Raw genomic sequence first — 25,016 nt, 5'->3', positions numbered from 1 at the left:
ATGAATTATAGCACGTCTTATAATAATTGCCTAGCATGAGTTTACCGTTCTGACATGAAAAATCATCTTGTTCCTCGAATGACCGGGGAAGAAATAATGGCGAATATCGTTAATGAACCAGTCTTTCCCATGAAGCTGGATTGTGTCGAATGTAAAAATTGAATGGTTAAACAATATTTGCCATAATGAACATGTACGTTCATATCATACATAAAAAGGGAGTGGGGAGTTTGAATTGGAAGACGCGTGTGACAGATTTGCTAGGAATACAATACCCGATTGTACAAGGAGGGTTGGCTCATTTAGCTTATGCGGAACTGGCAGCGGCCGTTTCAAATGCAGGGGGGCTGGGGCAGGTAACGGCGATGTCCTTGGACAGCCCAAAGCAATTGGTCGATGAAATAAGGAGAACGAAGGAATTGACCGATAAACCGTTTGGCGTGAATTTTGCAATTGGGCAGCATGGAAGACCTTATGAGCATATGCTTGAAGCAGCCATGGAGCAAGGAATTGCAGCTGTTTCCGTAACGGGCGGCAACCCTGGGCCCTTTCTTGATTGCGTCAAGGACACTTCGGTGAAAAAACTTGTGCTTGTTGCAGCGACAAGGCAAGCGGTGAAGGCGGAACAGCTTGGTGCAGATGCAGTTATGGTGGTTGGCCAGGAGGGGGGCGGACATTTAGGACGGACGGATATCGGTACCGCTGTTTTGATTCCTCAAGTTGTGGATGCCGTGAAGATTCCGGTCATTGCTTCTGGCGGCTTTGGTGATGGACGAGGTTTGATGGCAGCGATGGCACTTGGGGCGGAAGGGATCGAGATGGGAACCAGGTTCATTGCAGTCAAGGAGTGTATACATGCACATGAATTATATAAAAAAGCCTTGGTTTCCGGTACGGAAAATGATACCGTTGTCATTAAGCGGTCCATCGGTGCACCGGCCCGGGTGATAGCAAATGGTTGGACGAGTAAAATTCTTGAAATTGAAAAAGAAAACGGTGGATATGAGCAATTGAAGGATTACATAAGCGGAAAAGCGAATCAGCGCTATATCCATGATGGTATGGAAGAAGAAGGATATGCTTGGGCAGGACAAGTGATGGGTCTGATCCATGATGTTCCGGCGACAGCTGAGCTGTTCAGCCGGATCATCGGCCAAGCTGAGGAAATTCGCTCGAAATGGGCATACTGAAGGTGGATGGTCTCCCCCGACAACATGAAAAAACGATCTAGAAGGAGCGTGTTTAAGGTATGGATTATCAGTATCCAATGGACCTTGATTGGTCAACGGACGAAATCGTCGATGTAATTAAATTTTTCGAAGCGGTGGAAAAAGCTTATGAGAGCAAAATCCAGAAGGAAGCGTTCATGAAGGCTTACCGAAGATTCAAGGAAATCGTTCCAGGTAAGGCGGATGAAAAGAACTATACGGATGAGTTCGAGGCGGTCAGTACCTATTCTGCGTATCAAGTCATTAAGAAGGCTAAGGGACTTGAGGACGGCGACTGGGTTAAAATGAAATAATAATTTGAAAACTTTATTGACTTACTGAAAAGATTGTTTTAACATAATAACCAAGAAAAAGATAAAGGCAGTGACGAAGAAAAGTACCTTAATGCAGTTCCGCAGAGAGCCAGTGGTTGCTGAAAACTGGTGAACGAATTTAAGCGAATGGACTTCCGAGCCCCAAACCGAAACGGATGGACGGAGTAGGCTTTGGCGATTATCTCATCGTTAATGGAGATAGGCATGGAATGAATCATGCCGTAAAGTGAGCTAATTTAGCTAATTAAGGTGGTACCACGGGTTCCTCGTCCTTTGGATGAAGGGCCTTTTTGCGTTTTTTCGAAAAAATGATACTTAAATCTATGATTAAGAGTAGTAATCTTTTTAGATTCGTCACAGAGAGCCGGCATAGGTGGAAACCGGTACGATATAAAAGGATGAATGGACTTATGAGTGGTTTCTTGAAATAAGTAGGGAAACCCGGCTTCCGCCGTTAAAGGGTTTGGCAGGAAATATTTCCTGCTTGAGAGGGAAAAATGATTTGTTTTTCCAACTTGAGGTGGCACCGCGGTATCCCGTCCTCTGCAGACACATTTTTGTGTTTGCAGGGGATTTTTTTGTGGATTTTAATTCGGTTGAGGCAGAAGCGCCCTATACCGAAAAGGTCACGGCAATCGAATTCACATGATCGAATAAGAATTTGGAGGGGATTTTTGATGAAAGATTTGAATGAAAAGAAGATGCTTCGCTTCAAAATGGAAACCATTGAAGGCGATATTCATACACCCATTGCCATATTTCAGAAATTAGCAGGGAAACAAAGGTTTTTATTGGAGAGTTCGAATTCCCATCATGATGATGGACGTTACTCGTACTTAGGCTCGAATCCATATTTGGAGGTAACGTCACTTGCTGGCCGCGTTCATGTGAACGATTTTGAGACGGGTGGTCAAAGCGTCAAGAACATCAACATCATCGAGTTTCTGAAAAGGGAATTGTTGGTGGAGATAGGGGACGCCCCGGTTAACATTCCGCCATTTAATGGGGGAGCGATCGGATATATGGGGTATGATGTCATTCGCCTATTTGAAAATATAGGTCCTGTGCCTCCCGATTCTCTGCAAATGCCGGATGCCCATTTTCTTTTTTATAAGGAATTATATATATTCGATCATGTGCTTCAGAAGATACACCTGTTGACTGCGGAGGAAGAAAGTGAAAAAAGTCTGTTGCGGATGAAGGATACAATCAACCAGGCAAACCTACCATCAAAGGAAATATCGTCGGAATATTTGGAATTCGACTCGAATTTCACCCAGGAAGAATTCGAGCAGATGGTACGCGAAGTGAAAGAGGCGATTGTGGCAGGTGAGGTGTTTCAAGTGGTTCTATCGCAAAGGTTTAAAGCGGACTTCGATGGAAAGCCTTTCGATGCATACCGCCGTCTGCGTTTAGCCAACCCCTCCCCATATATGTTTTATATAGAATTTGGTGATTATACCATCATAGGATCTTCTCCGGAAAGCTTGATCAGTGTTTCATCTGGAGTCGTCCATGTTAACCCGATTGCCGGCACACGTCCAAGAGGAAAAACGGATGAAGAAGATAAAGGCTTTGAAAGAAGCCTGCTGATGGATGAAAAGGAACTTGCCGAACATAGGATGCTTGTTGATTTGGGAAGGAATGATCTTGGGCGGGTATGTGAAATAGGATCGATCCACCTTACCGAGGAAATGGAAATTCAAAGATATCAGCACGTGATGCATATTGCTTCGAAGGTCAGCGGAAAGCTTAGAGAAGGATTTACGAGTTTGGATGCATTGTCTGTCTGCCTTCCTGCCGGGACTGTTTCAGGCGCCCCTAAGATTCGGGCAATGGAGCTGATCAATGAACTGGAGAATTGTAAACGCGGGGTGTATTCCGGCTCCATAGGTTACATGGGCTTCGGAGGGGATCTGGATATGGCTTTGGCGATTAGAACGATGATCATTAAAGGCGGTAAGGCCTATGTACAGGCAGGTGCAGGAATCGTCTATGATTCAGATCCAAAAACGGAATATGAAGAAACACAAAATAAGGCACGCGCGCTAATGGAGGTACATGGAAAATGATTTTACTAATTGATAACTACGACTCGTTCACCTATAACCTTTATCAATATTTAGGGGAAGTGGAGAAAGACATCATCGTAAAAAGGAATGACGAAATAACCATAGCCGAAATCGAGGAACTGAACCCAATGGCAATCGTTATTTCCCCTGGCCCTGGACGGCCGGAAGATGCAGGTATCAGCATCGAAATCATCCTTCATTTTTATAAGAAGGTTCCGCTTTTGGGTATTTGTCTCGGGCACCAGGCGATTGGTGCAGCTTTTGGTGCGAATGTGGTTGGGGCACAACATATCATGCACGGGAAAACATCGGTTATCGAGCATGATGGATCAGGGGTATTTGCCAATCAGGATGTGCATTTTCCGGTCATGCGTTACCACTCCCTAGTGGTGGAGAGAGGAAGCCTGCCAAAAGAATTGAACGTTACGGCAGCAGCACTGGATGATGGGGAGGTCATGGCATTGCAGCATGATGAGTTCCCATTATACGGTCTGCAGTTCCATCCTGAGTCCATCGGGACGAAAATCGGCAAGGAATTATTGCATGAATTTTACGAGATTGCCGGGAATTTTCAGTTGGAAAAGAAACAATCCATTTTATAAATTCAAAAAACGACTGGGGGAGTTAGCGGTGAAGGAATATTTAGCAAAGTTAGCAGAGCGTCAGACATTGACGGAAGATGAGATGAGCAGAGCAGCCCAAGCGTTATTTTCTAAAGATATCACCGAAAGCGAAATGGCAGCTTTCATCATTGCCCTGAAAGCGAAAGGGGAAACGGCAGGAGAAATAGCAAGCCTTGTTAAAGTCATGAGAAAGGAAGCAAGGAGCGTCCAAACAAGCTCGGCTAATGTAATGGATAATTGCGGTACTGGGGGGGATGGGTCTAAAAGCTTCAATATAAGTACGGCATCGGCCTTCGTAATTGCTGGAGCAGGAGTCAAGGTTGCCAAACATGGCAACCGCAGCATTTCAAGCAGAACGGGCAGTGCGGATGTACTGGAAGAGCTGGGAGTTAATTTGTCCTTGGAGCCTGAGATGCTGAAGGAGGTGTTGGAGGAAAACGGGATAGCGTTTCTGTTCGCTCCATCCGTCCACCCTAATATTGCACGGATCATGAAAGTGCGAAAAGAATTGAAAATCCCGACAATCTTCAATCTAATCGGGCCCTTGACCAATCCAGTCCAACTTGAAACCCAATTATTGGGGATCAATCGTCGCGATATGCTCGAGCTATTTGCAGATGTGCTCCATAAATTAGGCAGAACACGCGCTATTGTCATAAATGGCGCCGGATTCATGGATGAAGCAAGTCTTCAGGGAGAGAATTCGCTCGTGCTGTTGGAGCGAGGGGATATCATTCCGTTTACCCTTCATCCCGAGGAGGTGGATCTGCCCGTATACGATAACGAAAAGATCAGGGGCGGCGATGCCAAACAGAATGCCGATATCATGCTGCGCTTGTTGAAAGGGGAAAAAGGGGCCTACCGTGATACCGTTTTATTGAATGCCGGCCTGGGTTTATACGCACATGGCACGGCAGCAACGATCAAGAAAGGAATTTCCTTGGCCAAGGAAAGCCTGGATAGTGGCTCCGCTCTTTCGAAATTGGAAAATTTGATTGCTTACGGCAATAGAAATAAGGTGGTCTTGTAATGGAAAATATCTTAACGGAAATCATCGAACAGAAAAAAGTCGAAGTCGCAAAATTAAAGGAAACAGGTTTAGATGAATCAGTCATGATCGACGTGGTCAGGCCGTCTCTCGTGCAAACGTTGAAAACTGCGAAGACCATCGCTGTCATTGCCGAAATCAAACGGGCCTCCCCTTCGAAAGGGAATATTAAGATGGATGTAAATCCGATCGAGCAGGCGCTGTCCTATGAAAGTGGCGGTGCGGCAGCGATATCCGTATTAACGGATGAAGCATTCTTCAAAGGGTCGATCGCGGATTTAAGGTCGGTGAGCGAAGCCATAAAAATTCCAAGGCTGTGCAAAGATTTCATCATCGATGAGATTCAGATCGATCGTGCCTATCGGGCTGGTGCGACCATCATTCTATTAATTGTGGCAGCACTTTCCCAAGATCGGCTTCATGAGTTATATCAATATGCAAAAAATAAAGGGCTGGATGTGTTAACCGAAATTCATGATGAAGCTGAATTGGAACGAGCTCTTGAAATGAATGCAGAACTTATCGGGATCAACAATCGGAACTTGAAAACATTCAAAGTGGATTTGGCTGTCACGGAGCGATTGGCGAAACGGCTTGATCCAAAGCGCCACCTCATCATCAGCGAAAGTGGAATCAAGACAAAAGAAGACGTATTGCGAGTGAAGAAGGCTGGTGCGGTGGGGATTCTGGTCGGCGAAACACTGATGACCTCAGCGAATCTTCCCAATACCATGGCAGAACTGCAAATGAGCCTATAAGGAGATTGCTATGTTAGTAAAAATATGTGGGATAAAGACATTGGCTGCTGCCCAAGAAGCCGTAAAATACGGAGCGGATTTAATTGGGTTCATTTTTGCAGAAAGCAGCAGGAAAGTAGCTCCTGAATTGGTCGGTGAATTCGGATTGAAGCTGCCGGGTCATGTTAAAAAAGTCGGAGTGTTTGCCAACCAGACCGAGCAAGAAGTAATAAGGATTGCTGAAGTGGCAGGGTTGGATTTTATTCAGCTGCATGGCGATGAGTCGGCCAGCTTCGCTCGCAGGATGCCGCTCCCGGTAATCAAGGCTTTTGCCATCCGCTCAGAAACAGATCTTGAAAAGCTTCAGGAGTACCCAGCTGAATTTTTATTGGTGGATCTTCCTAAGGGATCTTCTGGCAAGGGTCTGACTTTGGATTGGGATATGATCGGCGAAGCGATGTTACCTCGCAGGAAACTGATCCTTGCAGGCGGTCTGACTCCTGAAAATGTGGGGAACGCAATTAGTGCCGTTTCACCAATCGCCGTGGATGTGGCAAGCGGAGTTGAAACAAATGGATTAAAAGATTCGCTGAAAATGAAAGCATTTATTAATGAGGCGAAATATACAGCCGGAAAAGGGGAATGAATAGATGACTACTTATACACAGCCTGATCGAACTGGGCATTTTGGAGCTTACGGGGGCAGGTTCGTTCCGGAAACGTTAATGGCCGCGATAACGGAACTTGAGGAAGTATATGATCGATCCAAAAAAGATCCCGAATTCCAAAAGCAGCTGAGCTATTACTTGAAGCAGTATATCGGTCGCGAAACTCCTCTCTATTATGCGGAGAATCTTACGAAACTGGCTGGCGGTGCCGATATTTATCTGAAGCGTGAGGACTTGAACCATACCGGAGCACACAAAATCAATAATACGATCGGCCAGGCGTTACTGACTCAGAAAATGGGCAAGAAAAAAGTGATTGCCGAGACGGGTGCAGGGCAGCATGGAGTGGCGACTGCGACAGTTTGCGCTTTGCTGAAGCTGGAGTGCATCATCTTCATGGGAGAAGAAGATATCAGGAGGCAGAAACTGAATGTGTTTCGGATGGAGCTATTAGGCGCCAAGGTCGTATCCGTATCACAAGGAAGCGGGACACTGAAGGATGCAGTTAATGAAGCCCTGCGTTATTGGGTAGCTAATGTGGACGACACCCATTACATAATGGGGTCCGTTCTTGGTCCGCACCCTTTTCCGGTAATTGTTCGCGATTTTCAAAGTGTGATAGGCAAGGAAACGAAGCGCCAATATTTGGAGGAAAACCACACCCTGCCAGATGCCGTAGTCGCATGCATAGGCGGGGGCAGCAATGCGATGGGAATGTTTTATCCGTTCATTGAAGATGAAACGGTCGAATTATATGGAGTGGAAGCGGCAGGTCATGGACTTGATACACATTTACATGCTTCCAGCCTGACGAAAGGGAAGCCAGGTGTGCTGCACGGTGCATTCATGTATGTTTTACAGAACGAAGACGGGCAGATCCAGGAGGCGCATTCGATTTCAGCAGGGCTGGATTATCCGGGAGTGGGTCCGGAACATAGTTTCCTAAAAGATACCAAGCGAGTGGAATATACCTCTGTTACAGATGATGAAGCCTTGGAAGCGCTGATGCTGCTATCAAGGGAAGAAGGGATAATTCCTGCTTTGGAAAGTTCACATGCCATTTCCTATGGTTTGAAACTTGCCAAGGAAATGGGTAAAGGTACAGGATTGGTGATTTGCTTATCTGGCCGTGGCGATAAGGATGTAGAAACGGTTCAATCGTTAATAGGGGGCAGTGAACATGAATAAATTAACAAAGGCGCTTGAAGAATGTAGGATTAAGCAGGAAAAAGCGTTCATTCCTTATATAATGGCAGGCGATGGCGGTCTAGAACGTTTGAAGAGCCAGCTTCTTTTCCTTGAAAATAGCGGAGCGACAGCCGTGGAGCTAGGTATACCATTCTCTGACCCTGTTGCGGATGGACCGGTCATCCAGCAGGCTGGCATCCGTTCCTTGGAGAATGGCACCACTTTAAGGGATGTACTGAAAAAAGTGAAGGAAATCAAAAATGAGGTGAAGATCCCCATCATCTTAATGGGCTATTCCAATTCGCTCATGGCCTATGGTCTTAAAGAATTTACCGAAGATTGCCTTAGTGCGGGAATTTCCGGATGTATCATTCCGGATGTGCCAATTGAAGAAGAAGCGGTGTTTTCCTCTATCAAAATGGCAGGAATCGTGCTTATCAGGCTCGTGACACTCACCTCCTCGAAAGAGCGCATCACAGAGATTACAGCAGGGGCAGAGGGCTTTATTTATGCAGTTACAGTCAAAGGCATCACTGGTACCCGTGACACTTTTGCAGGTGAACTGGGGGACTACCTCAAGAAGGTGAAGGAGCTTAGTCCCGTTCCTGTTCTTGCTGGTTTTGGCATTTCGACCCCAGAACATGTCCGGGATACGATCAAGTCCTGCGATGGGGTCATTGTCGGCAGCAAGATCATAGAATGCTTCGAATCAGGTAAGCAAGATCAAATTAATGAACTGATACAAGCGAGCAAAGATTTAGTTCGAAAATAAAGAAAAAGGGTTCCGGAATTAAAAATTTTGGAACCCTTTTGGATTTTCGAGAATAACCCTACGGCCCGCTATGTAAGGCCAAACAAGGACCGTGTGTTTGGGCTAGGGAGATGAATGCTTAGACTGTTGCTTTTCCAAAGCGGGCATAAAAAAAATACCCCCTTAATTGTTAGTTTGGTACCTAACAGTTACGGGGCAGTTCAACTCATTTTTCATCGGGTTCGCATACAGACTGGTGAAGCAAGCGACCGCTCTCCTTTTCATTTGCAGCAAGATTGGCGAGTGTTCCATAATCCCATGTCGAATGATGATTCATCGTGTTTAATTTAATTTATATAAGGGTAAAAGATGTTCAAACGCATCTTGAATGGTCTTCATGAAATCATCTTCATTCATTTTAATGGCATCATCACGTGAAATTCTTATGCCGCATAGGATTTCAGCTTTCTTTACAGTTTGCAGCCGGTGGAACATAGAGTTCAAATCTTCTATGTCTAAACCTTCATGAGGAATGACATCAGGTTTTGTATGATCCATCGACCAAACATAATGAGATGGAATGCTTTTGATCAAACGGTCCGCCTGTTGCTCCAGTTTCTTTCCGATTTCCATTTTATTCGGGGCTTCATAAATGACGGCGTACCAAATGAACATATGGGTTTCCCACAGCCCAATTTGAAAATGCGGCATCATTTTATATCCTCTGCTGTTTGCAGCGAAAGCTACCCATGTATCTTTAGGAGGATTCACAGTCCGTCTAGCATGCTTTGCCACATGAGGGTACATTTCATCCCCCGTCATCACGGAAAGCTGTTGGGAAAAATGCTCGCCAAGAGCTTGTAGTTTTGGTTGGATTCGATCTTTTAAAGCATCCATGCGTTGTTCCAATCCATCAATCGTGAAAACGTTAAAATCATCTGCCGTGAATCTTGCTCTATTCATTATCATCTCTCCTACTGTGTCATTTGCACATATTGTAGCATAATTAAAAGTGAAAATTAATTAATACGATTATGGGGCGTCACCGCAAAATTCCTTCTAGGTTAAAACACAAATTAGTTGCTATTTGTTGTAGGAAGACATATGATAAACTATAAATAAATTCAGAAAATTAGGTTAATTGAAGGGAGAATGTTAATTATGAAACAAGTCATGAACCAAGCATTAAAGGCTAAAGAAGTTGAAAGACATAGAGCTGCAGTGTTAAGAATGGAAATGGACTATGAATTAGCAACCCTTTTTGAAGCGATTGGTGAAGAGAATGATCAAATGCGGTCACAATGCAAGCAAAGGCTTGAACGGATCCGGTTGGAATTGTTGAAGTTAAAAGCATTGTAAGAAGCTTGTCCGCAAGGATCATGAAGGAGAATGACTGAAGGAAATGAATCAATTTCAATACAAGGAATTTCATTATAGATGAACGGACACTTATTTTATTTAAAAAATAATGTGTCCGTTTTTCATTCGAAGTCCAAACTAAAAAATGGGGGCGCCCGACGTTTCCCTGCTTTCGTTAGGATTATCAAAAATGTAAGATGTTAAAAACTTGAAGACAAACTATATTTGCTTTAATCTTTATAGGAGGATCATTCTAATGTAGTTTCTGATCATAAAGGACGGGGATATTATAATGGCATCGGTAAAGGAAATGGATACATATGCAAAATTATGGATGAAGGAAGCGGGAGCGAGGCTAAGGGCTTCCTTTAATACCAAATTGGATATTGAAATGAAAACGAACCCTAATGATTTGGTTACAAATATGGATAAGGGGATCGAAAAGTTTTTTTGCGACAAGATTGGTGAGGTCTTCCCTGATCACCGGATTTTTGGGGAAGAGGGAATGGGCAATGATATAAAGGATTTAAAGGGGACAGTGTGGATTATTGACCCGATTGACGGGACATTGAACTTCATTCATCAACAGAGGGATTTTGCCATTTCTCTTGGGGTTTATGTGGATGGCATCGGAAAAATCGGCATGGTCTATGACGTCGTTAGTGATGAATTATATCATGTGATCAAGGGACAGGGAGCATACATGGATGATCAACGCCTTCCTTCGCTCGAGCCGGCAACGGTAAATAGGTCCATAGTTTCCATTAATGCAAGCTGGGTGACGGAAAACCGCAGGATAGACCCGCGTCTTTTAGCGCCGCTCGTCCGGGATGCACGAGGAACCCGTTCGTATGGTTCGGCAGCATTGGAGCTTGCCTTCGTGGCTGCTGGAAGGATTGATGCCTATATAACGATGAGGCTCATGCCATGGGATTTTGCCGGAGGAGTGTTACTTATAGAGGAAGTGGGCGGAGAAGTAAGCAATATCAAGGGCGGCAAGTTGAATTATATAGAAGGTGATTCCCTTTTCGTTTCCAAGCCGGGACTGCACAAAGAAGTATTCGATAAATACTTATCAGGTAACTCCGGTCTTTGATGTCGGATTGGCCTTATTGTAATAATTAACAAAAAAAACTCGCTGTTTCAGCGAGTTTTTTATATTATAACTTTCCTGCTTCGCGTAATTTTTTCTTCTGAGTGAATCCAAACCCCATTAAACCGCAAAGGACAACGATTGCAGCCAATATCCCAATCAAGCTTTTTTCAGCAATGAAGATGCCGATGGAGCCAATACTGGATGTTGCCAATATCGCTAATATTAAGAAATTCCATTTAATATTCATACTATCACCCCTAATATGTCTATTGTACATAATTTCTGTATTTGTTTCTAGTATGTTTGTGATATAATATGTAAGTTAATACTAGTGATACGTTATACACAAACTTTTTTAGGAGTGAATTTTTTGAAATTAAGAGAAAATATTCGTAATATAGCCATCATTGCCCACGTTGACCATGGTAAAACAACGTTAGTGGATCAGTTGCTTAAGCAATCTGGTACTTTCCGTGAAAACGAACATGTGGAAGAGCGTGCGATGGACTCTAATGCGATTGAAAAAGAACGCGGAATTACGATTCTTGCGAAAAATACAGCAGTACAATACCAAGATACACGGATTAACATTTTGGATACACCGGGTCATGCCGACTTCGGCGGTGAAGTGGAACGGATCATGAAAATGGTCGATGGCGTTTTGCTTGTCGTTGACGCCTATGAAGGTTGCATGCCGCAAACTCGTTTTGTTTTGAAAAAAGCTTTGGAGCAAAAAATCACGCCAATCGTTGTCGTGAACAAAATCGATAAAGATTCTGCACGTCCAGATGAAGTGGTTGATGAAGTAATCGACTTATTCATTGAATTGGGAGCCGAAGAAGAACAGTTGGAATTCCCGGTTGTCTTCACTTCAGGTATTGCTGGTACAGCAAGCTTGGATTCCGATCCTGCCAAACAAGAAAAAGACATGACACCACTATTCGAAACGATCGTTGAAACGATCCCTGCACCAATCGATAACTCAGAGGAACCGCTTCAATTCCAAGTGGCTTTACTTGACTATAATGATTATGTAGGCCGTATCGGTGTTGGCCGTGTATTCCGCGGTAAAATGCATGTAGGACAGCAAGTTTCATTAATGAAGCTTGATGGGAAGGTTAAACAATTCCGTGTAACGAAAATCTTTGGTTATATCGGCTTGAAGAAAGTTGAGATCCAAGAAGCTGTTGCCGGTGACTTGATTGCCGTTTCTGGTATGGAAGATATTAACGTAGGGGAAACGGTTTGTCCGGTCGAACATCCTGACGCGCTTCCAATCCTACGTATTGACGAGCCAACATTACAAATGACATTCCTTGTCAATAACAGCCCATTCGCAGGACGCGAAGGGAAATTCGTTACAGCGCGTAAAATCGAAGAGCGCTTGAAAAGCCAATTGCAAACGGACGTCAGCTTAAGAGTCGAAAACACCGATTCTCCGGATGTTTGGGTTGTTTCAGGCCGTGGAGAGCTTCACCTTTCCATCTTGATTGAAAACATGAGACGTGAAGGATACGAGCTGCAAGTTTCTAAACCGGAAGTTATCGTTCGCTTGATTGATGGTGTCCGTTGTGAACCGGTTGAACGCGTTCAGATTGATGTACCTGAAGAACACACAGGTTCTATCATGGAATCCATGGGAGCACGTAAAGGTGAATTGTTGGATATGATCAATAGCGGAAGCGGTCAAGTCCGTTTACTGTTCACGATTCCAGCTCGCGGATTGATCGGTTATTCAACCGAGTTCTTAACGATCACTCGCGGATATGGCATCATGAACCACTCGTTTGACAGCTACCAGCCAATGGCACAAGGCCAAGTCGGCGGAAGACGTCAAGGTGTACTTGTTTCCATGGAATCAGGAAAAACTACACAATATGGTACGATGCAAGTAGAAGACCGCGGTGTTATTTTCGTTGAGCCGGGTACGGATATTTATGAAGGCATGATCGTCGGGGAACATAACCGTGATAGCGATTTGACTGTAAATATCGTTAAAGCGAAACAAATGACGAATATGCGTTCAGCGAATAAAGACCAAACTTCTTCCATGAAAAAACCGAGAATCCTGTCTCTTGAGGAAGCTTTGGAATACTTGAACGATGATGAGTACTGTGAGGTAACTCCGGAATCCATCCGCCTTCGTAAAAAGATCCTTGATAAAAACGAGCGTGAAAGAGCGGCTAAAAGGAAAAAAGTTGCTGTTGAAGAAAAATAAATAGCAAGAGGAGGAGAATAGATTGGATATCCAAGAGCGATTATCATTTTTTGCAGCATTGTACAGAGTGGATGAGAATCCTGAAGCAGGAATGTGGTATTTGTATTTAACGGTCTTAGGATTGTGCATCCTTGTCTATCAGTTAGGTTTTGCCAAAAAGTTACCTTTGCTAAAAAATGTGGTCATTTATGCAGTAATGGCACTTGGATGTACCCTTCTTTCTTTCTTTGCGGTGTTTCTTCCTATGGGGGAAGCCTTGGTCATCGCATCTCTTGTTCTTGGGATTTATAGAATCCGTCTTCATAATTCCAAAAAAGAAGAACGGGCATAACCTGATGAAATCATTACAGGATGCTTTATACAATTGGTTGACAATAAAAGTTGTCTGTGATGCAAGACCTGATGATACTGCTGCGCGCGAAACCGAAATGTTTTTCATGCAGTTGTTGAAAGACGATCATCGAGTGAACATTGATTCGGTTTCACGATCAGAGCCTTTTTACTTCGTCGAGTATACAATGGATGAAGAAACGAAAAAGCAGCGTTTCCCAATCGAATTGATTGATATCATGTTAGATCAAATTCAGCTCGAACCAGAAAAGTATAAAAATATCGAGTAATGATAAAAAGAACCGTGCGAATTTCGTACGGTTCTTTTTATATGGCTTTTGGGAGGGAAAGTGCGTAAAACAGGTGCAGGAATGCCCACAAACTGAAGGCGGTCATATCAGAAGGCAGGACAGCGCCTGTCAAGGACCATGCCGCTAATGGAAAGTACAGAATGACCGCAGGGATGATCGTCAGGAATGCAAGCAGGTATGTATTCCAGCCCCTGAAGAGTTTTAACGGAACGACGATTTGGACATAACCATAAGTAATCGCTAACGAGAATAGCAGATGGAATAAGAACAATGACTCCTCACCCCAGGGAACGGTGCCGATGACAGGAAGGAAATCCACATTCAGTAAAAGCGTATACACTTTTATTCCAGAAAGCATTTCAACCCACTTCATAACCAATCCAAGGACAATCCCATTAAGGAGACCGATCACAACGGTTCTATACCTGCGATTACCATTCATCTTCCGTTTTGATTGTACGGTAAAGCCTGAAGTTCCCCGTTGCAATCCGTTCATTCGTACGCTTTTCTATGCGTTGATTGCATGTATTGCACATATAGGTATGTATAGGCCGATTACGGAGTTTCTTTGCTTCTGGACTATCGTCAGGGATTGATTCGATTTGATCGCATATTACACATTTAACCTTCATATCATTTGAACCTCACTTCAATTCGAATATGCTTTTAAGTATACCAATATTTTAATGGTAAAACGAGGATAAAGTGCAAGCGTATCTTGAACGTGAAACGTTTTTTGGCGCAAGGCCAGCCATAAAACAAAAACCCGAAGAATTGCTTCGGGTTAGTAAACTCATTCCATATGGTGATTGGATTGATCATTTTGCTCTTTATCCAGCTCTTTTCTTTCCTGATTATCATTCAGCTTATTCTTTTCCCTGTCAATCGTTTTTGATGGTATGGGTGTCAAAATATCACCCGGAACCTCAGGGATTACTCTGCTTGTGATGTCAGCCAGTTCATTCAAGATCCCTCTTACTGGTTTACCGTTTTTAATATCCTTTGCTACTTCCCGGATCCGTTCGTTTAAATCCGGATCGGCGACGATGATGGCACTTGCACCGTCAGGATCATGCTTTAACGTTTCACCGACCGAATATTTAATCGACCCTACCTGTGAACGCTCAATGTCCTGATCAATATCTATCCCTACTATCGCATATTTGCCGAGAACCACTGCAGTGGCATCATTCACTTCAGGAATGGACTTAGCCAAACCAGTGAGCCTTTTTGCCGTTTGCTGCCCGGTATCTCTGTCCGCTTCCTGGATGGTCGAGTTATTGACTTTCGTTATATGGTTTTTTGCAGGATCTTCCGACGCTTGATTTTTATTATCCATTGAACACCCCGCCATCAAGAGCATGGCAGAAAGCGATAAAATGATTTTTTGCAAGATATGGCCCCCCTTAAAGTATTTCGTTAGTTACAGCCTGTCCACACCGGCTATTTCTAATGCATATAGGCATAAATTTCAGCAGACAATGATATGTTCCGCGTTATGTGATGATATCTTTACAGGAAGTTTTCTTTATAGTCTGTAAATGTTCTTCTATCTTTATGCAAAGGAACATATATTTTATCAACAGTCTCGTCCGCTACATAACTGCTGAGTGTAGTAAATGGTAAGGCATATCCTAAAGAGCAGGCAGGAGGCGTCATATTGGGAAATAAAATCTATGTTTTAGATACGAATGTCCTGTTGCAGGATCCGTATTCGATTTATTCATTTCAAGATAATGAAGTGGTCATTCCAGCAGTCGTCTTGGAAGAATTGGATTCGAAAAAAAGGTATATGGATGAAATAGGAAGAAATGCCAGACAAGTATCGAAGCTGATCGATAGCTTCCGCGAAAAAGGGAAGCTTCATCTGAGCATCCCCCTTCATAATGGAGGAAGCTTAAGAATTGAACTCAATCACCGATCATTCCATGAGCTTCAGGAAATTTTTGTCGAGAAAACGAACGATAACAGAATATTGGCCGTTGCCAAAAATTTATCATTGGAAGAGGAGACGAAAGAAGACGGCAAAACCGTCATCCTTGTAAGCAAAGATACCCTTGTAAGGGTGAAAGCCGATGCGATCGGGCTTGAAGCAGAGGATTTTTTAAATGATCGCGTCGTTGAATTGGACCATATATACGGTGGGCATAAAGAAGTGTTCGTCGCGATTGATAATCTGAATAAGTTTTATGAAAAAAGTTTTCTGCCACTTGAAGAACTGACAAAAGATACGTATCATCCCAATCAGTTCCTGTTGATGAAGGACACGCTGGGGAGTTCAGCTTCCGCGATTGGCATAGTGGATGAGAACTGCAGGTTCGTTAAGAAATTGGTATATGAAGGTGAGCATATTTGGGGAATCAAGCCAAGGAATGTCCAGCAGACGATGGCCCTTGATTTGTTGCTTCGTTCCGATATCCAGCTGGTGACGCTGATAGGGAAAGCGGGAACAGGGAAAACATTATTGGCATTGGCGACAGGCTTGATGCAGACGGAGGATCTGTCACAATATAAGAAACTTTTGGTTGCCAGGCCGATCGTCCCCGTAGGCAAGGATATTGGATATCTCCCTGGAGAAAAAGAAGAGAAGCTACGACCTTGGATGCAGCCTATTTTTGATAATCTGCAATATTTGTTCAATACGAAAAAACCGGGTGAATTGGATGCCATTTTAGCGGGCATGAGTTCGATTGAGGTCGAGGCATTGACGTATATAAGGGGGAGGAGCATCCCTGATCAATTCATCATCATCGATGAAGCGCAAAATCTAACGAAGCATGAGGTTAAGACAATCTTGACGAGAGTAGGGGAGCGGAGCAAAATTGTCTTGATGGGGGATCCCGAGCAAATAGATCATCCTTATTTAGATGAATACAATAATGGCTTGACCTATGTGGTGGAAAAATTCAAGACAGAGCGCATAGCCGGACATGTTAAATTAATTAAAGGGGAACGGTCAGGATTGGCCCAACTCGCCGCCACGCTATTATAAAGGAATAGGCAAGCGGGGGAAGCCCCCCCTTGCCTATTCCTTTAAGGCTTTATGACCATTCAGCCACTATTTTATGGTGAAAGACCGAACATTCTTAATCGGATCTTCGAGATTGGAGGCATCCCCAAAATAAATTTCCATCGGGCCGCCCTCTGTTACTTTAAGGGGCTTGCCATCCTTGGAAAAACCAAGGAAAAATTGAAGAGCCGTTTCCAGAGGGAACGTAAATTCTTTATCTGCAGTTGTAACCATGACTTCCGTTACCCCGTTTTCAGGTTCGGCATTTTTCAAAAAAGGTTCGAACGGGATGCCAAAAGTCCCTTCCATCAGTCTTTGCTTTTCGAATTTCCGTTCCGTCTTCAATGTAGGAGGCATGGTTGCTCCTTCTTGTATTTCTTTTTGCCAATGCTTGGAGGCATTGATCGTATACTCTTCCAATTCATTGACTTCTGCTCTGTCAGCGTGGAAATATGTATCGATTTCAACTTTACGGTCATCAAAAATCCAGACACCGGGATCTAGCGTTATAGGATATTTCACTTTTCCATTTATAAACACGATGGGTTCCAAATATCTCATTCCTTTCTGTTGCTCTTAAGTAATTATAATCAATATTAAATGAAATGTCACATCATCAAGGATGTCGATTATTATCGTTGGCTTCGTATAAGTAACGGAGAGATGGATGTGACGTTCAGGCGGGAAATTGTTTGTCAATGTCCTTGCTTTTTCACAAAACTAAAGGTAGAATTTAAAGATAAGATATAATCGCTCTGAGCGGGGGGATTTAACATGGCATCTGATATGCTTGTCAATCATCGAGAAAAAGCTTATGCTTTATTAAAAGCAGATGCTGACAAGATTCTAAAACTGATTAAAGTTCAAATGGAGAATCTCACTATGCCTCAATGTCCTTTATATGAAGAGGTACTGGATACTCAAATGTTCGGCCTATCACGGGAAATCGATTTTGCCGTCCGTTTGGGCTTGGTAGAGGATACCGAGGGTAAATCCCTTTTGGAAACACTCGAACAGGAATTGTCAGTTTTGCATGAAGCATCATTGAAAAAATAATAGATAAAACATACTAACTCAAACAAATCTCGATGATTGTTTGAGTTTTTTATTTGTGTACAATCGGGTTTAATAGTGCTGTACTTTTTTTGAATGTTACATACTAATTACCGAAATAGCTCAATAGGGGGGCTTTTTTTTACGACCAGAATACGTAGGTTACGTGCATTTTTATGTAAAGCAAAAATTCCCGATTGGCACTCCTTCGAAATGGCTTCCACGAAAAAAGCATGCTTAATTCCTTGTTTTTGCATATGAATATACATAATTTTTTATTTTTTTATTGTATTCAGTTTATTTTAGTATTATGGTTATATTAATTGATTCCAAGTCCAACTGATTCTTTTTGATAATATATTATAATAGCTTAATATTCTGTTACTAAATGCTAGGGGTTATTTATCATTTGTGATAAGATACGTGAAAATAAAATCTAAAAATATATCGAAATAATTACAACGGCGATAGAATAGGTGTTATCTGATCGTTCTCCCCGCAGTGAGGGAATAACTTTGTGAATAAAAAGTGGTGTATTCATCACGCTTTTTTTCTATATATTCTATAAAAATACATATTGATTAGGGTGGTAGCAATGGGTAAACGTATAGAAAAAGTACTGGCGGCAAACCGTGGAGAAATTGCGATTCGGATTTTCAGGGCATGTACGGAACTGGATATTCATACAGTTGCAATCTATTCAAAGGAAGATTATGGTTCTTATCACCGTTATAAAGCGGATGAAGCCTACCTGGTCGGAGAAGGCAAAAAGCCGATTGATGCATACTTGGATATTGAAGGCATCATCGAAATCGCCAAAATGAGCGGTGTCGACGCGATTCATCCTGGTTATGGTTTCCTGTCTGAAAATATTGAATTTGCCAAACGGTGTGAAGAAGAGGGCATAATCTTCATAGGGCCGGAATCAAGACATCTTGATATGTTTGGTGACAAAGTTAAAGCAAGAACACAAGCGGAACTAGCCAATATACCGGTCATTCCTGGCAGCGAGGGCCCAGTGTCCAGCGTGGAAGAAGTCAAGGCATTTGGTGAACAATACGGTTTTCCCATTATTATCAAAGCTTCTTTAGGCGGCGGCGGGCGCGGAATGCGGATTGTCGGGAAAATCGAAGAAGTGGAAGAAGCATATGATCGTGCAAAATCAGAAGCCAAGGCAGCCTTTGGCAATGATGAAGTGTATGTAGAACGATTCATCCAAAATCCAAAACACATCGAGGTTCAGATCCTCGCTGATACGCATGGAAATATCGTCCATCTATATGAACGTGACTGTTCGGTCCAGAGGAGGCATCAAAAAGTTGTCGAAGTGGCACCTTCCGTTTCCCTCACGGATCAATTAAGGGAAGAGATTTGCGAGGCAGCAGTCAAATTGGCGAAAAATATTGACTATGTGAATGCCGGTACGGTCGAATTTCTTGTCGCCAATGGAGAATTCTACTTCATTGAAGTGAATCCAAGGGTTCAGGTTGAACATACGATCACGGAAATGATTACCGGTATCGATATCGTCCAATCGCAAATCATGATTGCCGAAGGACATGATCTTCACGGCAAAAAGATCGGAATTCCCGAACAAGCAGGAATAAAAACTCATGGGTACGCCATCCAATCACGGGTGACGACTGAGGATCCTTTGAATAACTTCATGCCCGATACCGGCAAGATGATGGTATACCGTTCAGGTGGGGGCTTTGGTGTTCGACTGGATGCGGGGAATGGATTCCAGGGAGCGGTTATCACGCCTTACTACGATTCCCTTCTTGTTAAACTCTCAACACATGCGCTTTCATTCGAGCAGGCAGCCTCTAAAATGGTACGTAACCTTAAGGAGTTCAGGATCCGCGGGATTAAAACGAATATTCCCTTCCTTGAAAATGTTGTAAAACATGAAAAATTCATAACTGGCGAATACGATACATCCTTCATTGATTCAACTCCGGAGCTTTTCAGCTTCCCGGTCAGGAAAGACCGCGGGACAAAAATGCTTTCGTATATCGGAAATGTCACCGTAAATGGTTTCCCAGGCGTCGAGAAGAAGAAAAAGCCTGTTTTCGACCCAGCCCCAATTCCTAATGTTGCTGGTTTGCCGCTTCTTTCCGGCACAAAAAGCATCCTTGAACAAAAAGGCGCAGATGGGCTCGTTAACTGGATTAAAGAGCAAAATGAGGTATTGATCACTGATACCACGTTCCGTGATGCCCATCAATCCTTATTGGCGACGAGAGTCAGGTCGAAAGATATCCTTGATATCGCCGAACCAACAGCAAAACTCCTTCCCGAACTATTTTCAATGGAAATGTGGGGCGGGGCAACGTTTGATGTAGCCTATCGATTCCTGAAAGAAGATCCATGGGACAGGCTGTTAAGCTTCAGGAAAAAGGCGCCGAATGTCCTTTTGCAAATGCTATTGCGGGCTTCGAATGCAGTAGGTTATAAAAACTACCCTGATAATGTCATTCGTGAATTCGTGGAAAAATCAGCGGATGCAGGGATCGATGTTTTCCGGATCTTCGATAGCTTAAATTGGGTCAAGGGTATGGAAGTGGCGATCGATGCAGTCCGTCAATCAGGTAAAATTGCGGAAGCGGCCATTTGTTATACAGGTGATTTGAATGACCCATCGAGAAGTAAATACAATATCGACTACTATAAAAACATGGCAATGGAATTGGAGCATGCCGGTGCCCATATTCTTGCGATCAAGGACATGGCCGGTCTCCTGAAGCCGGATGCCGCGTACCGTCTTGTTTCGGAATTGAAAGCAACGACATCGCTGCCGATTCACCTTCACACACATGATACAAGCGGAAATGGGATATACATGTATGCCAAAGCGATTGAAGCGGGTGTGGATATCGTTGATACGGCGATTGGCTCTTTAGCCGGGCTGACATCACAGCCAAGCGTGCAAACCCTTCATTATGCACTGGAAGGATCAAGCAGGCAGCCTAAATTGGAAGTAGATGCACTAGAGCGTTTAGGAGAATACTGGGGAGAAGTCCGGAAATTCTATAATGACTTCGAGAGCGGCATGAATGCCCCTCATACGGAAGTGTACAAACACGAGATGCCAGGAGGCCAATACAGTAATCTGCAGCAACAGGCTAAAGCTGTGGGACTAGGAGAACGCTGGCATGAAGTGAAAGAGATGTATCAGCGAGTGAATGCGATGTTCGGTGATATCGTTAAAGTTACTCCTTCTTCCAAAGTGGTGGGGGACATGGCTTTATTCATGGTGCAAAATAACCTATCCGAAGAAGATGTCCTGACGAAAGGCAAATCCATTGATTTCCCTGATTCGGTTATCGAGTTATTCGAGGGTTACTTGGGGCAGCCGGTTGGCGGTTTTCCGAAAGAGCTTCAGGAAGTTATCCTAAAAGGTAAGAAACCGATAACCGTAAGACCTGGAGAATTGTTGGAGGAAGTGGACTTCGGTGCCCTTAAAGAAGAACTATTCAAGGAATTGGGCCGGGCTGTCACGGATTTCGACGTGCTCGCATATGCCTTATATCCAAAAGTGTTCTTGGATTATAATAAAACCATCGAGCTGTTTGGCGATGTTTCCAATCTTGATACCGCGACTTTCTTGTATGGAATGCGATTGGGAGAAGAAATCGAGGTCGAAATTGAAAAGGGAAAAACCCTTATCGTTAAATTGGTATCAATCGGCCAACCATTGGCTGATGGAACACGGGTTGTGTACTTCGAGTTGAACGGTCAATCGCGTGAAGTGATCATAAAGGATGAAAACATAAAATCATCCGTTATCTCAAAAATGAAGGCTGATCCAAAAAATAAAGAACAAATCGGTGCGACGATGCCAGGTACGGTCATTCGTGCCGTCGTAGAAAAAGGCGATCAAGTCAAGCAGGGTGATCACCTAATCATTACCGAAGCGATGAAAATGGAAACCACCGTCCAAGCACCATTCTCTGGAACCATTAAAAATATCTATGTGAAGGATGGAGAAGCGATCAGCACAGGGGATTTATTGATTGAAATAACCAGGTAGTACCGCTGGCTGTGGCTCTGCAAATGAATGGGGGCATTAATGGGTAGGCTTGAGCCTTCAAGCTTCCCTATGCCCCTATATAGGCAAATTAGGGCCATCATATGCATGGATGAAATAGAAAACCACCAATCTAAAATGATTGGTGGTTTTTAAGTCTGTAGATACTCTGGTGAATAATGGAGAGTATCTCTTTTTTTTGCTTTGCCTTTCGAACGCTCCCTTTACATTTCAGGCCTTGTTTTGAGCCAAGTTCGCCCCAATGCCTCCAATAGAACCACATACCCATTCCAATCTTAGGGGGAGCATGACTATGTATACGATGCACCTTCTTCTAATGCTTCAAATCCAATGAAAAAAGGAAGGCAATGATGTCGCATTCCCTTCCTTTTTTTGCTTTGCACACTATATTATTGATTGAACAATCAGATATTAACGAGCGGGTAACGTCGGCGTTATATCGTGTTCATTATGCACGTTGACTGTGTTTGGGGAGCTCCCTTTCAGCTTGGCTAAAGCATTTTTCTTGCTTCTGGATGTCAGCAGCATCAAATAGCTCATGACACCAAAAAAGCAGGCGATAAACAAGGCGTGCGATAATGCGATGTATAGGTTCTGCCTTGAGAAAATGATGAATGCACCGGCGGTAACTTGCAGAAAAACAAGAATGAATGCAGCAATCCATCCGCCGTATATCACTTTTTGATTTTTGTAATATTTATGTGCAATATAAGTCACATAAGATACCCACAGGAATATCGTGCCGGCAATTGCGCGGTGCCCCATTTGAACCCATTCATATAGATTGGAGGGGAGCGCGGGGCTGTCATTAATGCATAAAGGCCAATCCTTACAAATCAGGCTGGATTCCGTATGCCTTACAAGGGCCCCCGTATACACGACAAATAGACTGAAAGCCAATACTCCGGTGATATGAAATTTCATCCGTTTATCAACGATAAGTTTTTCGGCTTCGAACTTCTTGTCCACTTCAAAAATCAACAGCGTCAATAAAAAGACGGATGCGAAGGAAATCAGCGATATGCCAAAATGGAGGGCGAGAACAAAATCGGATTGCGACCAAAGGACGGCAGCGGCTCCTATCAACCCTTGCAGCAACAGGAAGCTAAAAGAAAGGACGGATAAAAAACGCGCTTCCCGAATATGGCCAATTTCCCGCCAAGACATATACGACAATAATAAAACCAAGAAACCTCCTGCACCTGAAACGAGGCGATGGGAAAGCTCAATGACCAATTCAAGCGTGATTTTGTCAGGAATCAGCTGGCCGTTGCACAATGGCCAGGACCTGCCGCATCCCATTCCGGAATCCGTCTTGGTGACTAGAGCTCCACCCAGTAAGATGAATAGCATTACAATCGTAGTTAAAACAGCAAACCATTTAAGAGACGATTTCACTAGTAGTCCCACCTTCTTCTCTGTAGCCAAGTTATTTTGTTCCATAGTATCAATAATAGCATAAAATATTTCACAAATATTTGTCGAACTTCCTCGATCTTACACAAAATAGTATGATTTTACAAGTTCGGTTAATATTATGGTCCGTGAATTAAAATGCCCGAAATAGTTGAAAGTTACATAAGACTTTGATAGAAATAAAGGGAGTGTAAACCTTCAAGTAGGTGCAAAATAGAGATAGAGCCTAGGGGATGATGATAATGACGTACGATCCAAGTTCTGATGGAAAATCTGGCAGCTGCTTACGAAAGCAGTGAAAGGTATGGAGACACAAATTGGTCAAAAAATATCCAAAAATTTTTCACAAAAGCTTCCAAAAATGTGTTTTAATATATTGGAGAAATGATTTTACTAAATTTTACTGTTGATAAGCATGATATGAAGAATAATAGCTCTCGATGCATTCCATTGACTACAGTCATTGGTAAATAATTTACTTTTTGTTTTACGCTTCCTTGGTTACAAATATCGAAAAGTATGAAATAATGTTCCTATAGCATATGTAAGTATTTTTTTTGCATTTGCGTCTGTGTTTAATGATTTAAAGGAGGAAAACAAATGTCAGAAACAAGGGGTTTGTCAGAAGCTGTCATGAAGGACAGTAAAGCCGCCCTTCAATCGGATATACCGGAAACAACAGCTTGGAAGGACTTTCTCGCTCTTATAAAAGTGGGGATTGTCAATTCAAATATAATAACAGCTTTTACCGGTGTATGGTTAGCCCTTCATTTTTCGGGGCTAAGCTTTTTAAGCAATCTTGATGTAGTATTTTATACACTTGCCGGATCCGCGCTCATCATGGCGGGATCGTGCAGTTTCAATAATTATTATGACCGGGATATAGATCATTTAATGGAAAGAACGAAAAACCGGCCAACGGTAACCGGAAAAGTTCAGCCTTCGAAGGTTTTGGCGTTAAGCTTCGGCTTAATCGCTGCAGGGTTGATTTTACTGGCCTTGACTAATATGACCACGGCCTTGCTTGGTGCATTTGGCGTCTTCGCCTATGTTGTTTTATATACCATGGTATTTAAACGGAGATTCGTATCCAATACGATCATAGGCAGCATATCGGGAGCGGTTCCTCCGCTTATTGGCTGGGCTGCCGTCGATCCGGGCCTTGATACGATCGCTTGGGTTTTGTTTGCGATCATGTTCCTATGGCAGCCGCCCCATTTCTATGCACTTGCGATGAGGCGTGTCGAAGAGTATCGTGCAGCGGGTGTTCCAATGCTTCCGGTCGTAAAGGGGTTCAAGGCTGCAAAACGATCAATTATGTTATGGATCATCTGTTTAATGTTCATTCCTTTCTTCCTGATTCCATTAGGAATTCCTCTAGTCATTTTGGCAGCTTTATTAAGTACAGGCTGGCTTATTTTGGGAATTAACGGGTATAGAAAGAAAGATGATGTTAAATGGGCAACATCCATGTTTGTATATTCTCTAAATTATATGACCATTTTATTTGTAGCGATGGTTATTGTCACACTTATCTAGTTT

At 43.2% G+C, this 25,016-nt stretch carries 25 protein-coding genes and 2 other annotated features; of the genes, 18 read left to right on the top strand and 7 right to left on the bottom strand.

Features of this window, described 5'->3' with window-relative positions; translation table 11 throughout:
- Positions 1-230: 230 nt before the first annotated feature.
- From AS888_RS21360 to trpA, 9 genes are all read left to right on the top strand, one after another.
- Positions 231-1,190 (top strand): NAD(P)H-dependent flavin oxidoreductase, encoded by a 960-nt coding sequence (locus AS888_RS21360; RefSeq protein WP_061144105.1) that lies wholly within the window; start codon positions 231-233, stop codon positions 1,188-1,190.
- A 59-nt stretch (positions 1,191-1,249) separates the two neighbouring features.
- Positions 1,250-1,522 (top strand): UPF0223 family protein, encoded by a 273-nt coding sequence (locus tag AS888_RS21355; protein ID WP_061144104.1) that lies wholly within the window; start codon positions 1,250-1,252, stop codon positions 1,520-1,522.
- A gap of 61 nt (positions 1,523-1,583) precedes the next feature.
- Positions 1,584-1,820 (top strand) — a binding site (T-box leader).
- A gap of 37 nt (positions 1,821-1,857) precedes the next feature.
- Positions 1,858-2,090, top strand: a binding site (T-box leader).
- Positions 2,091-2,220: 130 nt separating this feature from the next.
- Positions 2,221-3,615 carry an anthranilate synthase component I gene (trpE, locus tag AS888_RS21350; protein ID WP_081092557.1) on the top strand — a complete coding sequence of 465 codons (1,395 nt, stop codon included), beginning with the start codon at positions 2,221-2,223 and terminating at the stop codon, positions 3,613-3,615.
- A complete protein-coding gene (locus AS888_RS21345; protein ID WP_061144103.1) occupies positions 3,612-4,217 on the top strand; it encodes an anthranilate synthase component II in 606 nt (201 codons plus the stop codon). Before trpE ends, AS888_RS21345 begins: the two co-directional genes overlap by 4 nt.
- Before the next feature lie 28 nt (positions 4,218-4,245).
- On the top strand, positions 4,246-5,268 hold the full coding sequence (trpD, locus tag AS888_RS21340; RefSeq protein ID WP_061144102.1) for an anthranilate phosphoribosyltransferase: 1,023 nt from the start codon (positions 4,246-4,248) through the stop codon (positions 5,266-5,268).
- On the top strand, positions 5,268-6,044 hold the full coding sequence (trpC, locus tag AS888_RS26010) for an indole-3-glycerol phosphate synthase TrpC (protein WP_061144101.1): 777 nt from the start codon (positions 5,268-5,270) through the stop codon (positions 6,042-6,044). Before trpD ends, trpC begins: the two co-directional genes overlap by 1 nt.
- 10 nt (positions 6,045-6,054) lie before the next feature.
- On the top strand, positions 6,055-6,669 hold the full coding sequence (locus AS888_RS26005; protein WP_061144100.1) for a phosphoribosylanthranilate isomerase: 615 nt from the start codon (positions 6,055-6,057) through the stop codon (positions 6,667-6,669).
- A 4-nt stretch (positions 6,670-6,673) separates the two neighbouring features.
- Positions 6,674-7,879: a tryptophan synthase subunit beta gene (trpB, locus tag AS888_RS21325; RefSeq protein ID WP_061144099.1), complete on the top strand. Its 1,206-nt coding sequence runs from the start codon at positions 6,674-6,676 to the stop codon at positions 7,877-7,879.
- On the top strand, positions 7,866-8,651 hold the full coding sequence (trpA, locus tag AS888_RS21320; RefSeq protein WP_397252321.1) for a tryptophan synthase subunit alpha: 786 nt from the start codon (positions 7,866-7,868) through the stop codon (positions 8,649-8,651). Before trpB ends, trpA begins: the two co-directional genes overlap by 14 nt.
- 321 nt (positions 8,652-8,972) lie before the next feature.
- On the opposite strand, the gene AS888_RS21315 is transcribed toward trpA, so the two are convergent.
- Entirely contained in the window at positions 8,973-9,593 is a 621-nt protein-coding gene (locus tag AS888_RS21315) for a YktB family protein (RefSeq protein ID WP_061144097.1), read from the bottom strand.
- A gap of 198 nt (positions 9,594-9,791) precedes the next feature.
- On the opposite strand from AS888_RS21315, the gene AS888_RS21310 reads away from it, so the two are divergent.
- On the top strand, positions 9,792-9,989 hold the full coding sequence (locus AS888_RS21310; protein WP_061144096.1) for a hypothetical protein: 198 nt from the start codon (positions 9,792-9,794) through the stop codon (positions 9,987-9,989).
- Positions 9,990-10,281: 292 nt separating this feature from the next.
- The gene (locus AS888_RS21305; protein ID WP_061144095.1) at positions 10,282-11,085 is read left to right on the top strand and encodes an inositol monophosphatase family protein; all 804 of its coding nucleotides are present in this window, start codon (positions 10,282-10,284) and stop codon (positions 11,083-11,085) included.
- A gap of 64 nt (positions 11,086-11,149) precedes the next feature.
- Here AS888_RS21305 and AS888_RS21300 read toward each other — a convergent pair whose 3' ends face one another.
- Positions 11,150-11,332, bottom strand: a complete 183-nt coding sequence (locus AS888_RS21300; RefSeq protein WP_061144094.1) for a YlaF family protein — start codon at positions 11,330-11,332, stop codon at positions 11,150-11,152.
- 123 nt (positions 11,333-11,455) lie between these two features.
- Between AS888_RS21300 and typA the strand changes: the two genes are divergently transcribed.
- Genes typA through AS888_RS21285 form a run of 3 tightly spaced genes read left to right on the top strand, consistent with a single transcriptional unit; the run spans position 11,456 to position 13,923 of the window.
- Positions 11,456-13,303, top strand: coding sequence for a translational GTPase TypA (typA, locus tag AS888_RS21295; RefSeq protein ID WP_061144093.1), 1,848 nt, complete (start codon positions 11,456-11,458; stop codon positions 13,301-13,303).
- 22 nt (positions 13,304-13,325) lie between these two features.
- Positions 13,326-13,634 (top strand): YlaH-like family protein, encoded by a 309-nt coding sequence (locus AS888_RS21290; RefSeq protein ID WP_061144092.1) that lies wholly within the window; start codon positions 13,326-13,328, stop codon positions 13,632-13,634.
- A gap of 4 nt (positions 13,635-13,638) precedes the next feature.
- Positions 13,639-13,923, top strand: a complete 285-nt coding sequence (locus tag AS888_RS21285) for a hypothetical protein (RefSeq protein WP_061144091.1) — start codon at positions 13,639-13,641, stop codon at positions 13,921-13,923.
- Positions 13,924-13,960: 37 nt separating this feature from the next.
- On the opposite strand, the gene AS888_RS21280 is transcribed toward AS888_RS21285, so the two are convergent.
- The 3 genes from AS888_RS21280 to AS888_RS21275 form a co-directional block, all read right to left on the bottom strand.
- Complete coding sequence (locus AS888_RS21280) at positions 13,961-14,440, bottom strand: hypothetical protein (protein WP_061144090.1); 480 nt, start codon at positions 14,438-14,440, stop codon at positions 13,961-13,963.
- The gene (locus tag AS888_RS25320) at positions 14,376-14,576 is read right to left on the bottom strand and encodes a YlaI family protein (protein WP_081092555.1); all 201 of its coding nucleotides are present in this window, start codon (positions 14,574-14,576) and stop codon (positions 14,376-14,378) included. The genes AS888_RS21280 and AS888_RS25320 overlap by 65 nt, the downstream gene beginning before the upstream one ends.
- Before the next feature lie 161 nt (positions 14,577-14,737).
- A complete protein-coding gene (locus AS888_RS21275) occupies positions 14,738-15,337 on the bottom strand; it encodes a YhcN/YlaJ family sporulation lipoprotein (RefSeq protein ID WP_081092554.1) in 600 nt (199 codons plus the stop codon).
- Between the two features lie 267 nt (positions 15,338-15,604).
- Here AS888_RS21275 and AS888_RS21270 point away from each other — a divergent pair, with 267 nt between their 5' ends.
- Positions 15,605-16,936, top strand: coding sequence for a PhoH family protein (locus AS888_RS21270; protein ID WP_061144089.1), 1,332 nt, complete (start codon positions 15,605-15,607; stop codon positions 16,934-16,936).
- A 66-nt stretch (positions 16,937-17,002) separates the two neighbouring features.
- On the opposite strand, the gene AS888_RS21265 is transcribed toward AS888_RS21270, so the two are convergent.
- Complete coding sequence (locus AS888_RS21265; RefSeq protein ID WP_155645580.1) at positions 17,003-17,506, bottom strand: peptidyl-prolyl cis-trans isomerase; 504 nt, start codon at positions 17,504-17,506, stop codon at positions 17,003-17,005.
- Positions 17,507-17,728: 222 nt separating this feature from the next.
- Between AS888_RS21265 and AS888_RS21260 the strand changes: the two genes are divergently transcribed.
- Together AS888_RS21260 and pyc are read left to right on the top strand one after the other, a co-directional pair.
- Entirely contained in the window at positions 17,729-18,010 is a 282-nt protein-coding gene (locus AS888_RS21260) for an Fpa/YlaN family protein (protein WP_061144087.1), read from the top strand.
- 592 nt (positions 18,011-18,602) lie between these two features.
- The gene (pyc, locus tag AS888_RS21255; protein WP_061144086.1) at positions 18,603-22,040 is read left to right on the top strand and encodes a pyruvate carboxylase; all 3,438 of its coding nucleotides are present in this window, start codon (positions 18,603-18,605) and stop codon (positions 22,038-22,040) included.
- A 429-nt stretch (positions 22,041-22,469) separates the two neighbouring features.
- Here the strand turns inward: pyc and AS888_RS21250 are convergent, their stop codons facing one another.
- On the bottom strand, positions 22,470-23,456 hold the full coding sequence (locus tag AS888_RS21250) for a COX15/CtaA family protein (protein WP_081092553.1): 987 nt from the start codon (positions 23,454-23,456) through the stop codon (positions 22,470-22,472).
- A 618-nt stretch (positions 23,457-24,074) separates the two neighbouring features.
- Between AS888_RS21250 and cyoE the strand changes: the two genes are divergently transcribed.
- Positions 24,075-25,013, top strand: coding sequence for a heme o synthase (gene cyoE, locus AS888_RS21245; RefSeq protein ID WP_061144084.1), 939 nt, complete (start codon positions 24,075-24,077; stop codon positions 25,011-25,013).
- Positions 25,014-25,016: the final 3 nt, after the last annotated feature.

The sequence above is a fragment of the Peribacillus simplex genome, assembly GCF_001542915.1.
GTDB classification, from domain to species: Bacteria; Bacillota; Bacilli; order Bacillales; family DSM-1321; genus Peribacillus; species Peribacillus simplex_B.
This window is presented reverse-complemented; position numbering and strand designations above follow the sequence as displayed.